This is a genomic window from Aureimonas glaciei (assembly GCF_014643375.1).
Classification (GTDB): Bacteria; Pseudomonadota; Alphaproteobacteria; order Rhizobiales; family Rhizobiaceae; genus Plantimonas; species Plantimonas glaciei.
In genome coordinates this window covers 259,080-269,529 of record NZ_BMJJ01000009.1, presented here as the reverse complement: position 1 = coordinate 269,529, position 10,450 = coordinate 259,080, and the positions used below count along the sequence as shown (strand labels likewise).

Here is a 10,450-nt window from a genome sequence, read left to right as displayed (position 1 = left end):
TTGCCCGAGGCGGTGGCCGCGCCGGAGTTGCCCGAGGCGGTGGCCGCGCCGGAGTTGCCCGAGGCGGTGGCCGCGCCGGAGTTGCCCGAGGCGGTGGCCGCGCCGTAGTAGCCCGAGGCGGTGGCCGCGCCGGAGTCGCCCGAGGCGGTGGCCGCGCCGGAGTAGCCCGAGGCGGTGGCCGCGCCGTAGTTGCCCGAGGCGGTGGCCGCGCCGTAGTAGCCCGAGGCGGTGGCCGCGCCGTAGTAGCCCGAGGCGGTGGCCGCGCCGTAGTAGCCCGAGGCGGTGGCCGCGCCGGAGTCGCCCGAGGCGGTGGCCGCGCCGGAGTCGCCCGAGGCGGTGGCCGCGCCGGAGTTGCCCGAGGCGGTGGCCGCGTCATTCTTTCCGGTCGCGTGCTGAACCTTCGCGGGGCCGCACTTCGCCGTCACATATTCGATGGCGCTCTGGATCAACGCAGGCAGCGTCAGTTCGGCCTTGATCGTGATCTCGGCGGCGGCGACTTTGCTGTCGTCGCCATGGCGGGAAAGCTTGCCTTCGACTTCGACCACGGCGAAACGGCTGGTGCCGGGGCGGTAGTAGCGCAGGACATGAAGCGGATGTTCGCAGGCATGGAACCCGGCCTCGCAGGCTTCGACCTTGCCTTCGTGGGTATATGTCTTGCCGATCTCGTACTGGAAATCGCGGCAGGTCAGGTCGGCGTTGAAGCCCTTGTAGGCGATGACGACCTCACGCACGGCGGGCGTCTCGGCAACGGCGTCGGGTTTTGCATCGGCCGCAGCCGTCTTGCGCTTGGTCATGGTCTGCGGGGCTCCATCTGCGGCGGGGTTGCCGTGTTCTGCGGGGTGCTGGCGGTTGGGAAACCGGCGGGGAGGGCGCCGGAAACCGAACGGTCAGGTTCGAGGGGGGGTGCCGGGTTTAGCCGGCGGGGTCATGGGAGCCTCCTGGGTTGGCGGTCGCTGGCGTGTTGCGTTTGCCGATAAACCCAACGTACTTTACGTACGGATGAGGGTCAAGTACTTTTCGTACGGCGCAGCCGATTTTCCGTTCAAAATGTGCGGACGCAGTTCATGCCGTGCGGCTGGGGCGAATCATTGTCCACACCAATCCACAGGTTCAAAAAGGTTCTTGTTCTGTTCTCATTTTGGAGTCACGTTAGGGCATCAACAGCGAGTGGAGCGCGTGACATGCTTACGTATTTTGTGGTGCAGACATTTGAGATCGGGAAGCGCGGGATGCTTATCGCAGACCCGGCGGTCCAAATGCAGAGTGCCGGTCAGGCTACTCGGACAGCGGAGCGGCTTGCTCTGAAGAAGGCCGGTGTCGTGGCGTTCTCACGAACGGGCGACCCGGAAACGGGCGACTTCGATGACGCGAAGATCCTGTATATCCACGGCCAGGTCCCCGCCGAGATGGCTGAGGCGGCCTAAGCTGGGCTCATCTGCGGCTGTATTTCCCTACGACCCGATGGCAGATCGGCCATTCCTGTCGGAACTCCTTGAACTCTTCCGGCGGCCGATATTGCTCAAGCGTCCATTCCCGATCGCTGAAGCCGATCAGGTGCTTGATGATTGCCTCTGCCTCGCCATCCGGCGGAGTGTGGTACAGGATCACGTCGGTTCCGCGTTCTGGCGGTAGGTGAGGGTGCACAAGCGCGGTGTCGCCGGGGCGGAATGCCGGTGTCATCGACTCGCCGTCTATCAGGAGGCCGTAGCCGCCCTTGACCCGTGCGAGGGGCGCCGGGCGCTTCACCCAATCGATCGCATCAAAGGATACGATCAGGTGCCCGTTGCCGCCCTGCGCCGCTGCATAGACCGGGAAATCGGTTGGGCCTACCAGCTCCGAGGCCGGAATAGGAACTTGGGGCAGAATGTCCGCCGGCCTTGGCGATTGATTGTCATTGCCGAACAAGATCCATCCGGCAGTCGCGCCGTACGCCTCGGCGTACTTCTGAGCTGCCTTCTTCGAAATCGGGCGGTTGCCGTTTTCGTGCGACGTGTAGGTGTTCTCGTTGAACTTGAACCGACGAGCCGCTTCAGCCGGGCCGGATAGCCCCGCCTTCTCGCGCAATTCCCGCAGTCTCACCTTCGGCTCTACCATTCGCGCATTCTAGAAAACTCTTTCCGTGCGTGATGTACGATTTCGCTTGCACAACATGCCGTACCTAAAGTACGTGTAGTGGATGCAGAAAAGTACGCCCACTTCCATTCCTGACCTGATCGCCCGGTGGCCCACCATCGCCCAGTTCTCGGTAGATGTCGGCTGCGGATACGAGGCAGCACGCCAGATGAGGCGCCGAGGCAGCATTGCCCCGGAGCATTGGTATCGCGTCGTGAGCGCATGCAAAAAGCGTGACATCCAAGGCGTGAGCTTTGAATGGCTCGCGTCCCAGCGCAGCGAGATGGCTGCGTGAGCGCGTTGCCCTGGGTGCGGTTCTTCCCTTCGGACTGGCTTGCCGGTTCGCGGGGCATGAGCGCAGCCGAGACGGGCGTCTACATCAGCCTGATCGCGATGATGTACGAGCGCGGCGAGCCTCTGGTCGAGGAACACAGCAGGCTTTCCCGCCTCTGCGGGGCGTCGAATTCGCAGTTTCAGAAGGCTCTGGAAAGCCTCGTTCGGGACGGCAATATCCTTCGGGTCGATGGCGGTCTTTGGAATGGCCGCGTCGAAAAAGAGCAAGTCTACCGTTCGGAAAAATCGCAGGTAGGAAAACAGGCCGCTGAAAAGCGGTGGCAGAAACCTCAGCAAAAACAACGTGCGGCCAATGCGGACGCAATGCCAAAGCAATGCCAGGGCAATGCTAACCAGAAGCCAGACCCAGAAAGAAGAACAGAGGCTAACGCCTCTGACGCCAAGGCGTCGCCAATCGACATTCGAGATGAGCTTTGGCGAGAGGGGACAGCCTCCATCGTCCGCCAGACCGGGAAGACCATAGCAGGAGCGAAGTCCGTCATCGGGAAGCTCTTGAGGGACGGCAAGGACGATTGCCGGATGGTCCTCTCCAAGATCCGACAGGCCGAAGCCGACCGAGTGATCGACCCTGTGGCGTGGATGTGCGCAGCGGTCAGAGAGCCGCCTCCCAGACCCCTTCGCCAGAACGAACGCCTCTACCAAGCAATGATGAGGAACGACGATGAGCCAGAACAAGCAGATCAGCGAGTATTCGACGGCGAGTTCACACGTCGCAGCGGCGCGCATTGACGGCGAAACGGCCCTAGTCCTTCGGGAGACGGCCATCGCGCAGTCGAAGCTTGAGCCAGCGTCGTGGACCATTGCCAAGCCAATCGTGGCCCAGCTCTTCACATTGCCGATGTCGAACGGTGCGGGTGATGCCGGGGTCCTCGGCGCGATGAGGATGGCGTCTGAGGGCGAGCCCCTTTGGGCGGTCCGTGAAGTCGTGGCCGCATTCCTCATTGGCCGTCTCGGCAAGGGCTTTTGCCCATCCTCGGCAGAGTTCGGCATTGAGCTTCGCAAGAAGACCGACCCATTCCGCGAAAGGCTTGGCCGGGCAAAAAGGCTTGAGGCCGACGCCAAGGCGCTCGCGTCGCCAGACCAGCCGCAGAAGCTGTCAGACGAAACGCGAGCCATCGTAGCGGCTGGCATTGCGAGGCTCAAGGCCGCCGCCGAAGCGCAGCGCATTCCAGAGCGCGAGAGCACCGACCAGTTCGCAAAATTTCGCTCGCCGTCTGCCATGGCGCAGCGCTCTCGGCCGCTCACGCCCGAAGACGTCGCGCATGTGCCGGACGCTCCGAAGCGCGGCCCTCAGCGCATCCCTGTTCCATCGTTCGCGCCTTTCTCCAAGGGTGCCGCATGAGCGCGATCCTCAGCCACGTCCTCGCAGCCTTCACAGGCGCGTTCATCGGCATCTCCGGGCTGATCGCCGCGGCGAATAGGCATCACCACAGGAAGGGACGGGCATGAAGTCTGCAGCGATGTTCCTCAATTTGTTCGCGGCTTTGTTCGCGATGATGTTCACCGGCTGGTGCGGGATCAAGGCTTGGGGAGCTTTTGCCTCAACTGACTTCACCCTCGCGACCATGTGCATTTTCGCCTTCGGCAGCCTCTGGGTCCGTACGTTCAAGTGGATGGGCAAATCATTGTCCGAGATCATCAAACATTCGGGGGCTGAGGCATGAGCGACGTTGAAACACTACGCTCGCTTCTGGAGAGAGTGGAAGAGGCCATGGGTGCAGACCCGCGCATAGATGCTGATCTGTGCATCGCTCTCAACCATGTCCCGCATGCCCCATTTGGTCAGATCTTCGGTCTGCGTAAGTCGAAAGATGAGGGCTACCTTGATTTCGAGATGGAAGACGTGGACGCCGACGATTGGTGCGGCGTTCATGTCGAGTGGACCGATAAGGTTTCGCCGCTCACCAGCTCAGTCGATGCGGCAGTCGGCCTCATGGAGAGGTTCTTTCCGGGGTGGGTGTACGTCACGCAACAGTCCCCATTGTGGGCTCGTGCGGGGCTCCCTGGCCCAATCTTCAGCGCGGCGATATTCCCGGATGATGTGAACGAGAATGATATGACGGACGGCCTATCAAGCGGCGAAGCTCTATTGGTCTGCGGTACTGCCGCCAGCTCCATTGTTGCGGCCGTTCTGAGCGCTCTCATTGCCCAAAAGGGGGCGTCATGAACGCTCCCAAAACAGCCGCAGATTTGGAAGCGCTCGTCAACGGGAACCCTCCGAGCAGTGCTGCGGATCATATCCTTGTCGCCCTAATCAAAAGCGTTTCGGAGCCAGGGGCGCGAACTAACGCGGTTCTCGCGCAAAAGGCTCGCATTCCGGCAGGATGGCCCACTTCTCAGGCGCTTCAGATCCTCAAATGCAGTGGCCTCGCCGTGTGCGAGGGGCGTGCTAGGCATCCGACCCGCAAGGGGATCGACCGAGTTAAGTTGGTGCCACGGTGACAATTGGCCAACTCCCCATTCCAATCCGCGGTTGCCTCCCGGCCGCGGTAAACGCCGGCGAGGCTAGTCCTCCCAATGGCCTCGCCGGTCTTTCTCTTGAGGCGGCGCTGCTCAGCGATCCTATTCGCGAGCCTGCGACCCTCCCAGTACTCAATCAAGGATGCGCCACGGTTGCAGCCGTTCGCATCGTCAACGGGGGGATTGCAGTCCTCCGCGTTGCTAGTGCCGGCCCCGCCAAGGGCTCGGTCTTCAAAGAGATCTGCCGTTCGTTTCGTCGTGCTCTCCATACCCGTAACCGTAAGGGATGGAGATTGTCACTTGTCCAACAAGTTGTCGGAGAACTCCGAAATGTCTGATGCCTCGACTGTGTCAGGTGCCAGCGAGCTGATGAGGGACCTTTGGCCTCAAGCCATCGGCAGCGTCAGCGAGCGCATCCGCGCCGCTCACGTCTCCCTCCGCTGGTCCTACAGCCGGACGAGGGACCTTTGGTACGGCGCGGCCCGCCGGATCGACGGAAGCGAGACAGTGCGCCTCCTAGAGGAGCGCATGAAGCGCGAGGCCAAGACCAACAAGAACCTTGAGGAAATGGCGAATGAACATTGGGAACTCACCAAGCGTCTCGACCGGATGGAGGCAATGCTTTCCGCACTGGTTTCGCATGTGGCGGGCGAAGCGGCTGTTGGCCAGCAGTCGCGTTCTCGCTGACCGGGCGTTCCTCTGGGCTCCAGAGATGGCCGCTTACGAACCAGTCGAATACCCGGCCGAGGAGATCTGACATGAACGCCAAACTCCCGATCAAATGGACCCATCAGATGGACGCCGATCTCCAGCGCTATCTCGGCGAAGGATTGTCCTTGCCCAAAGTTGGAGAGCGCCTCGGCGGCATCCACAAGAACAGCGTTGCCCGGCGTCGTGACCGGCTTCGCAACCCTGGCATCCGTCCCGATGCGACGGTCTGGTCGCCAGAACAGGACGCGCAGATTCACCAGATGGTCAAGTCGCGGGTGAAGGTGTGCGACCAGGCGAAGGCGTTGGCGTGACCGTTCCCGTCTTAGCTCGTAGGCGGCGGTTTCTCGGCATCCCCAGCGGCAACCAATTCTGGAGCGCGGAAGACAGCAAGCGTGCTGCGGAGCTTCGCGAGAAGGGCTTGTCGGTCGACGGCATTGCCCATGCGATGGGTTTCAACCCAAGCACCGTCCGGCAGCATCTACTCATGGATGGCGTGTCTGTTCGGCAGGTGGCTGCGGAGGCTCCCGAGCAGGAGCCGAAGGCCCCGAAGGATTTCGTCGAGTTCGACGGCTTCATCATTCGCAAGAAGGTCGTCCAGGTCAATCAGAGCACTGTGGACGGCTTCGTGACGGGGCAGGTGCCTGTGTCGCTGTCGGCTGGCGTGGAGTGGCGGGCATGAGCGAGTGGCAGCCAATCGAGACGGCTCCGAAGGACGGCACAGAGATCATCCTTTTCGGCCGATATCTCGAGAACAACGAGGGCCTTTCGACCTGCCGGGTGACGGCCGGGTTCTGGTGCGAGCCCGAGCCGCCGATCATTGGCGATTGCGGTGGCGAGTGCCGCTGCCCTGAGTATGGCGAGCCCGAAGATCCTTTCTGGTGCTGCATGCATGGCGGCTCCCCTGCCGGCTGGATGTCGACAGACGGCGGTTTCACCAAGGAAGAGCCGCCAACCCTATGGATGCCTCTCCCTGACGCCCCTGCGACCCCTATCCCCGCCCTTGTGAGCGAACCGATTAGCACGACGATTGAGCGGGCAGAGCGAGAGGGGCAGGCGGCATGAGCAAGTGGCAGCCAATCGAGACGGCTCCGAAGGACGGGACCATCGTCGATTTGTGGCACGATGAATTTGGCCGCAATGCTAACTGCTATTGGGGCGTCCCACAGCATGAGTGCGGCGAGGCTGGGCGCTATTGCGACAGTGACTGGCACGACACGCCAGAGGGTTGGGTCGATAGCGCCTATAATCAGACGACCTTCCTTGACGGGTTCACCCACTGGATGCCGCTCCCGGCCCCTCCGGTGCAGTCATGACCTGCCCAACAGCCACCGTCCTCTCCCATGCCCAAGCCGCGGCAGCCAGCATGAAGGCGAACGACCCTTCCGCCGCTCTTGTGCAAATGCACGCCCTGCTGCGCGTGGCCGAGAGCATGTCTGTGCCGGAGCGGCGGCTTTGAGCGCGGCACGCGAGGACGCCATCCATGCCGGCATCGTCCAGTACATCCGGCTCTGCCATCCCGACTGCCTGGTCTGGCATACCCCTAACGGAGGGCGGCGCGACAAGCGCGAGGCGGCAAAGCTGAAGTGGCTCGGAGTTCTCCCCGGCGTCCCAGACCTCATCATCATGCGCCCCATGGGCCTAGTCTATTTCATGGAAGTGAAGGGGCCGAAGGGCGTCCTCTCCGCTGACCAGAACGCCTTCCGAAACCACTGCGAGCGCCATGCCGTTCCGTGGGCTCTGGTCCATTCGATCGATGAGGCACGGGAGGCGCTGAAGCGCTGGCGCCTCGTCGGCAGAGAAGTTCCCAGCGACGCGGCCAGCGTTACAGCGCCGACCGCGTCTGACCGTCAAACCCCGTAGGAGGAAGCAAGATGGCTGAAGAGACAATGGCACATGGCGGGAGCGAAGCCGAGGACGCTTATTGGGCGGACGATGCCGTAGGCGCGATTAGGGAGCGCGACGCGATGAGAGAGCGAGTTGAAGCTCTTGAGGCGCTGGTCTCTAAGATGCACGCCGACCGCGAGGCCGTCTGGTACTGGATAAGAGAGCCAGACTGGGCGGACGAGTTCAGTTTCGCCAAGTGGATGAACGCTCGCCCAATCCATCAGACGGCTCCCCTTCGTCCCGAAACGGCAGAACGTGAAGCGACGGCCCGCGCCTCGGTCAAGAGGTATTCCCATGATTGAAGGCATCAACAACGTGGGCGGCACCAATGGGCAATTGCTGGCGCTTCTGGAGCGGTACGAACACCTAGAAGCCGAGAAGCAGACGATCGCCGACGATCAGAAGGAACTGATTGCGGAAGTGACGTCGTCCGGCTTCGAGGGGCCGATCTTCCGCAAGCTCCTGAAGATCCGCAAGGACCCGGAGAAGTTCGCCGAGGAAGCCGCGAAGCTCAACCTCTACATGGCCGACGTCGGGATGCAGGTGTCGCTGGATTTCGGGGGTGCGTCATGAAGATTAACGCGGCCCGCAGGGACATTCTCCAGGGGTTGGTTTTTGAGAACCCGCCGCCGGAAGAGAGGTGGTTCCAGAGAGACGATTGGGACCCGATGTACAAGCTCACTGATCTTCGCGCTGCCGCACGCGCCGGCCATATCGAGTTGGCAGAAGATGCAGAACCAGAATGCTATCAGATTCGGCTGACGGCCAAGGGACGGGCCGCCTTGGACAAAGCGGAGGCAGCACAATGAGCCGCGCCACCGCTACCCGCATCCCCGAAGACTTCGCCCCATCCCCGGCCCTGATGCAGTACGCCCGCGACCAAGGCGTCGCCAACGTGGACCGCATGCTGGAGGACTTCCGCGACTTCTGGTCGGCCAAATCCGGCAAGGACGCCACCAAGATGGACTGGGCAGCCACATGGCGTCTCTGGGCTCGCAAGGAGGGCGACAAGGCCAAAGAGGCCGCCGCGCGCGAGCAACGCTATCAGCAGCGCTTCGCGGCCCCCACCGGCCTTCTCACAAACAGCCAGCGCAAGGGGATGGAGCGAGGCCGGTTCAAGGAGGAGGAGAAGTCCCCCGAGGTCCCGCTGACGCCTGAGCAGAGAGAGTTCGCCGCCGCGGCACTGAAGCGGATGGGCATCCATAGGAGCATGCAATGATGAAGGTCGCAATCCATTTCGACGAAGACGGCGAGTTCCGGATCTACCAGTCGGGCGAGGGCGTCACTGTCTACGTCATTGACGACCGTGTTCCGAACGATCGCGTTTATCAACTTCAACCGGCATCACAAGCTGACGAGATCGAGGCGCTGATCGGCAAGAGCCCGATAGGCAGTGCCGACGACGAGAAACACGATTTTATCACGGCCCAGATCCTGGGCGGATACTATGGGGGCTCTCACTGATGGCCGGTTCAGTCAACAAAGTCATCCTCGTCGGCAATCTCGGAGCCGATCCTGAAACGCGCCGGCTGAACAATGGCAGCGCCGTCGTCAACATGCGCCTCGCCACGTCCGAGAGCTGGCGCGACAAGTCCTCTGGCGAGCGCAAGGAAAACACACAGTGGCACAACGTAGTGATTTTCGACGAGAACATCTGCAAGGTGGCTGAGCAGTACCTGCGCAAGGGCTCGACGGTCTACATCGAAGGTCAACTCCAGACGCGCTCCTGGGAGGACCAGGGCGGGCAGAAGAAATACACCACCGAGATCGTGCTTCAGCGCTTCGGCGGCACCCTGACGATGCTCGGCAGCCCCCCCGGCGATCGGCAGGAGCGACAGGCTGAGCCGGAGCGTCAGAGGGGCGGCGGCTATACCTCGTCCACCGGTGCAGGCGCCAATGTGGTCGGGCGTGACCTCGATGACGAGATCCCATTCTGATGGGCGTTCATCAGGCACCATCCACCTACGTGGCGGAAGCCAATGCGCTCGCCGACCGCATGCTCCGTGCGCTTCGCTTTGAAAGCAAGCACGGGGCCATGAGCAAGCCCCGCCGGCTCCTCACGAACTCGCAGGCCATGGAAGAGCGCTGCCGCAAGATCCTGCGGCGCTTCGCCGGGGTCTACGGCGTTTCGTTCAGCGACATCGTTGGCAGGCCGAAGAGCGATCGTGTCTGTCTGGTGCGGGACGCGGCGATCTATTGGATGCGCCGCCGCACGGGTGCCAGCCTGCCGCTCCTAGGCACACTCGTCGGCAATCGCGACCACACCAGTGCCCTACAGTCCATCCGCCGCTACCCTAAGAAGCGGCTGAAGATGGGCCGGCATGTGGGGGACATCTCATGAGCGCGACCATCGCCTCTTCAGACGGGATCTGCCGCGGCAAGGCCCGCTTTGACACGTGGACGGAAGCCCGGCACTCCCGCCACCTTCGCTGCATCTCGTCGGTGAAGCCATACCGCTGCCCAGGCTGTCACGGCTTTCATCTCGGCAAGAAGGCTGGGTCGCACATTCGCCGGCCTATCGCTCGGCGGCGCTCGATCATCGAGGCATGGGCTATCAATTGGGCTGAAGGGGCGGAAGCATAATGTGTCAGAGCGCATACGACGTCGGCACTGACCGGCGCATTGACGGCATGGACGACATTCGCGCCATCACGTCGGACATCACCTGGCAGGGGGCGGACGGCTCGCACCTGCCGGGCACCGATTGCCTGTGCTGGGTGAACATCCCGCAGACGCTGATCGACGCCGGCTTCAAGGTCTGGCGCAACCCGGACAGCATCCCGGAATACCTGTGCGAGCGGGTGGAAGAGGAGGCAGCATGCGAGCTGCTGGGCATGGAGCCAAAGGCATGAAGCTTACACCATTCTGGCGGGGGTTTCTCGACGGGCTGGCAATGCCGGCTTACGCCGCAATCGCATTTGTCGGGGTG

At 62.5% G+C, this 10,450-nt stretch carries 21 protein-coding genes; 19 read left to right on the top strand and 2 right to left on the bottom strand.

Translation table 11 applies throughout. The features are described from left to right. Positions 1-794, bottom strand: a 794-nt coding sequence (locus IEX88_RS18725; protein ID WP_188853592.1) for a DUF7666 domain-containing protein, incomplete at its 3' end; no start/stop codon positions are given. A 387-nt stretch (positions 795-1,181) separates the two neighbouring features. On the opposite strand from IEX88_RS18725, the gene IEX88_RS18720 reads away from it, so the two are divergent. Then, positions 1,182-1,424: a hypothetical protein gene (locus tag IEX88_RS18720; RefSeq protein ID WP_188853590.1), complete on the top strand. Its 243-nt coding sequence runs from the start codon at positions 1,182-1,184 to the stop codon at positions 1,422-1,424. 7 nt (positions 1,425-1,431) lie between these two features. Here IEX88_RS18720 and IEX88_RS18715 read toward each other — a convergent pair whose 3' ends face one another. Continuing rightward, positions 1,432-2,094 carry a LexA family transcriptional regulator gene (locus IEX88_RS18715; protein WP_244640337.1) on the bottom strand — a complete coding sequence of 221 codons (663 nt, stop codon included), beginning with the start codon at positions 2,092-2,094 and terminating at the stop codon, positions 1,432-1,434. 309 nt (positions 2,095-2,403) lie between these two features. On the opposite strand from IEX88_RS18715, the gene IEX88_RS18710 reads away from it, so the two are divergent. From IEX88_RS18710 to IEX88_RS18625, 18 genes are all read left to right on the top strand, one after another. Next, positions 2,404-3,195, top strand: a complete 792-nt coding sequence (locus IEX88_RS18710; protein WP_188853588.1) for a YdaU family protein — start codon at positions 2,404-2,406, stop codon at positions 3,193-3,195. Further along, the gene (locus IEX88_RS18705) at positions 3,128-3,808 is read left to right on the top strand and encodes a hypothetical protein (RefSeq protein ID WP_188853585.1); all 681 of its coding nucleotides are present in this window, start codon (positions 3,128-3,130) and stop codon (positions 3,806-3,808) included. The genes IEX88_RS18710 and IEX88_RS18705 overlap by 68 nt, the downstream gene beginning before the upstream one ends. A gap of 103 nt (positions 3,809-3,911) precedes the next feature. Then, on the top strand, positions 3,912-4,130 hold the full coding sequence (locus tag IEX88_RS18700) for a hypothetical protein (protein ID WP_188853583.1): 219 nt from the start codon (positions 3,912-3,914) through the stop codon (positions 4,128-4,130). After that, positions 4,127-4,633 (top strand): hypothetical protein, encoded by a 507-nt coding sequence (locus IEX88_RS18695; protein ID WP_188853581.1) that lies wholly within the window; start codon positions 4,127-4,129, stop codon positions 4,631-4,633. The genes IEX88_RS18700 and IEX88_RS18695 overlap by 4 nt, the downstream gene beginning before the upstream one ends. A gap of 593 nt (positions 4,634-5,226) precedes the next feature. Then, positions 5,227-5,613: a hypothetical protein gene (locus IEX88_RS18690; RefSeq protein ID WP_188853579.1), complete on the top strand. Its 387-nt coding sequence runs from the start codon at positions 5,227-5,229 to the stop codon at positions 5,611-5,613. A gap of 71 nt (positions 5,614-5,684) precedes the next feature. Further along, complete coding sequence (locus IEX88_RS18685) at positions 5,685-5,948, top strand: hypothetical protein (protein ID WP_188853578.1); 264 nt, start codon at positions 5,685-5,687, stop codon at positions 5,946-5,948. Next, the gene (locus IEX88_RS18680) at positions 5,945-6,316 is read left to right on the top strand and encodes a helix-turn-helix domain-containing protein (RefSeq protein ID WP_188853576.1); all 372 of its coding nucleotides are present in this window, start codon (positions 5,945-5,947) and stop codon (positions 6,314-6,316) included. The genes IEX88_RS18685 and IEX88_RS18680 overlap by 4 nt, the downstream gene beginning before the upstream one ends. Continuing rightward, positions 6,313-6,699 carry a hypothetical protein gene (locus tag IEX88_RS18675; RefSeq protein WP_188853574.1) on the top strand — a complete coding sequence of 129 codons (387 nt, stop codon included), beginning with the start codon at positions 6,313-6,315 and terminating at the stop codon, positions 6,697-6,699. The genes IEX88_RS18680 and IEX88_RS18675 overlap by 4 nt, the downstream gene beginning before the upstream one ends. Further along, the gene (locus IEX88_RS27320; protein ID WP_188853572.1) at positions 6,696-6,950 is read left to right on the top strand and encodes a DUF551 domain-containing protein; all 255 of its coding nucleotides are present in this window, start codon (positions 6,696-6,698) and stop codon (positions 6,948-6,950) included. The genes IEX88_RS18675 and IEX88_RS27320 overlap by 4 nt, the downstream gene beginning before the upstream one ends. Positions 6,951-7,089: 139 nt before the next feature. After that, the gene (locus tag IEX88_RS18665; protein ID WP_188853571.1) at positions 7,090-7,497 is read left to right on the top strand and encodes a VRR-NUC domain-containing protein; all 408 of its coding nucleotides are present in this window, start codon (positions 7,090-7,092) and stop codon (positions 7,495-7,497) included. 11 nt (positions 7,498-7,508) lie between these two features. Continuing rightward, a complete protein-coding gene (locus IEX88_RS18660) occupies positions 7,509-7,823 on the top strand; it encodes a hypothetical protein (RefSeq protein WP_188853569.1) in 315 nt (104 codons plus the stop codon). After that, positions 7,816-8,094, top strand: a complete 279-nt coding sequence (locus tag IEX88_RS18655; RefSeq protein WP_188853567.1) for a GapR family DNA-binding domain-containing protein — start codon at positions 7,816-7,818, stop codon at positions 8,092-8,094. The genes IEX88_RS18660 and IEX88_RS18655 overlap by 8 nt, the downstream gene beginning before the upstream one ends. After that, the gene (locus IEX88_RS18650) at positions 8,091-8,330 is read left to right on the top strand and encodes a hypothetical protein (RefSeq protein WP_188853565.1); all 240 of its coding nucleotides are present in this window, start codon (positions 8,091-8,093) and stop codon (positions 8,328-8,330) included. Before IEX88_RS18655 ends, IEX88_RS18650 begins: the two co-directional genes overlap by 4 nt. Further along, complete coding sequence (locus IEX88_RS18645) at positions 8,327-8,740, top strand: hypothetical protein (RefSeq protein ID WP_188853635.1); 414 nt, start codon at positions 8,327-8,329, stop codon at positions 8,738-8,740. Before IEX88_RS18650 ends, IEX88_RS18645 begins: the two co-directional genes overlap by 4 nt. Then, entirely contained in the window at positions 8,737-8,985 is a 249-nt protein-coding gene (locus IEX88_RS18640) for a hypothetical protein (protein ID WP_188853562.1), read from the top strand. Before IEX88_RS18645 ends, IEX88_RS18640 begins: the two co-directional genes overlap by 4 nt. Next, on the top strand, positions 8,985-9,458 hold the full coding sequence (gene ssb / locus IEX88_RS18635) for a single-stranded DNA-binding protein (RefSeq protein ID WP_188853560.1): 474 nt from the start codon (positions 8,985-8,987) through the stop codon (positions 9,456-9,458). Before IEX88_RS18640 ends, ssb begins: the two co-directional genes overlap by 1 nt. Continuing rightward, positions 9,458-9,862, top strand: coding sequence for a helix-turn-helix domain-containing protein (locus IEX88_RS18630; RefSeq protein WP_188853558.1), 405 nt, complete (start codon positions 9,458-9,460; stop codon positions 9,860-9,862). Before ssb ends, IEX88_RS18630 begins: the two co-directional genes overlap by 1 nt. A 289-nt stretch (positions 9,863-10,151) precedes the next feature. Next, positions 10,152-10,373 (top strand): hypothetical protein, encoded by a 222-nt coding sequence (locus IEX88_RS18625; protein ID WP_188853557.1) that lies wholly within the window; start codon positions 10,152-10,154, stop codon positions 10,371-10,373. Positions 10,374-10,450: the final 77 nt, after the last annotated feature.

What these genes read in the sequence shown, in the direction of transcription:
- IEX88_RS18695 (WP_188853581.1), top strand. Translation starts at nt 4,127, where the DNA reads ATGAGCGACGTTGAAACACTACGCTCGCTTCTGGAGAGAGTGGAAGAG.
- IEX88_RS18675 (WP_188853574.1), top strand. Translation starts at nt 6,313, where the DNA reads ATGAGCGAGTGGCAGCCAATCGAGACGGCTCCGAAGGACGGCACAGAG.
- IEX88_RS18700 (WP_188853583.1), top strand. Translation starts at nt 3,912, where the DNA reads ATGAAGTCTGCAGCGATGTTCCTCAATTTGTTCGCGGCTTTGTTCGCG.
- IEX88_RS18625 (WP_188853557.1), top strand. Translation starts at nt 10,152, where the DNA reads ATGGACGACATTCGCGCCATCACGTCGGACATCACCTGGCAGGGGGCG.
- IEX88_RS18630 (WP_188853558.1), top strand. Translation starts at nt 9,458, where the DNA reads ATGGGCGTTCATCAGGCACCATCCACCTACGTGGCGGAAGCCAATGCG.
- ssb (WP_188853560.1), top strand. Translation starts at nt 8,985, where the DNA reads ATGGCCGGTTCAGTCAACAAAGTCATCCTCGTCGGCAATCTCGGAGCC.
- IEX88_RS18650 (WP_188853565.1), top strand. Translation starts at nt 8,091, where the DNA reads ATGAAGATTAACGCGGCCCGCAGGGACATTCTCCAGGGGTTGGTTTTT.
- IEX88_RS27320 (WP_188853572.1), top strand. Translation starts at nt 6,696, where the DNA reads ATGAGCAAGTGGCAGCCAATCGAGACGGCTCCGAAGGACGGGACCATC.
- IEX88_RS18645 (WP_188853635.1), top strand. Translation starts at nt 8,327, where the DNA reads ATGAGCCGCGCCACCGCTACCCGCATCCCCGAAGACTTCGCCCCATCC.
- IEX88_RS18660 (WP_188853569.1), top strand. Translation starts at nt 7,509, where the DNA reads ATGGCTGAAGAGACAATGGCACATGGCGGGAGCGAAGCCGAGGACGCT.
- IEX88_RS18715 (WP_244640337.1), bottom strand. Translation starts at nt 2,094, where the DNA reads ATGGTAGAGCCGAAGGTGAGACTGCGGGAATTGCGCGAGAAGGCGGGG.
- IEX88_RS18705 (WP_188853585.1), top strand. Translation starts at nt 3,128, where the DNA reads ATGAGCCAGAACAAGCAGATCAGCGAGTATTCGACGGCGAGTTCACAC.
- IEX88_RS18720 (WP_188853590.1), top strand. Translation starts at nt 1,182, where the DNA reads ATGCTTACGTATTTTGTGGTGCAGACATTTGAGATCGGGAAGCGCGGG.
- IEX88_RS18655 (WP_188853567.1), top strand. Translation starts at nt 7,816, where the DNA reads ATGATTGAAGGCATCAACAACGTGGGCGGCACCAATGGGCAATTGCTG.
- IEX88_RS18640 (WP_188853562.1), top strand. Translation starts at nt 8,737, where the DNA reads ATGATGAAGGTCGCAATCCATTTCGACGAAGACGGCGAGTTCCGGATC.
- IEX88_RS18685 (WP_188853578.1), top strand. Translation starts at nt 5,685, where the DNA reads ATGAACGCCAAACTCCCGATCAAATGGACCCATCAGATGGACGCCGAT.